Consider the following 538-nt stretch of genomic DNA (forward strand, 5'->3'; position numbering starts at 1 on the left):
CTGCGATCTTTACTCGTGATGGTGACACGGCGCGCGACTTCTCGGAAAAAGTAGAAATTGGCATGGTAGGTATTAATGTGCCAATCCCAGTGCCAATGGCGTTTCATAGCTTTGGCGGTTGGAAACGTTCTATTTTTGGACCACTTAATGTTCATGGCAATGATGGCGTGCGCTTCTATACTCGTATGAAGACAGTGACAGCTCGCTGGCCTAAAGGGCAAAGAGAAAGGGAATTTGTAATGCCAACGATGAAATAGGTGATAGATGAAGATAGGGATATTAACGTGCGGCCATGTGGACTCGCCATTATCAGATGACCATGGACAATATGCGGATATGATCGAGGCCTCTTTAGTCGAGATCAACAATGAATTCACTTTTGAGAACTTTGATGCGACCGAAGGAGAGTTGCCTCATCATGATGAATGCCATGGGTTTATTATCACTGGTAGTGTTCACAACGCTTACGATAATCATCCCTGGATTTTGCAGCTTATGGATTGGATCGTGCGTTGCGAGGCGCGCAGACGTCCATTGG

General features: G+C 46.1%; 2 protein-coding genes. Both read left to right on the forward strand.

Annotated elements, in window-relative coordinates:
• On the forward strand, window positions 1-257 hold a 257-nt coding region (locus tag GCE9029_RS25445; protein ID WP_157487864.1), incomplete at its 5' end, for an aldehyde dehydrogenase family protein.
• A 7-nt stretch (window positions 258-264) separates the two neighbouring features.
• Window positions 265-538 (forward strand): type 1 glutamine amidotransferase family protein (locus GCE9029_RS26880; protein WP_497463377.1); only part of this gene is annotated, 274 nt, incomplete at its 3' end.

Source organism: Grimontia celer (genome assembly GCF_900055185.1).
GTDB classification, from domain to species: Bacteria; Pseudomonadota; Gammaproteobacteria; order Enterobacterales; family Vibrionaceae; genus Enterovibrio; species Enterovibrio celer.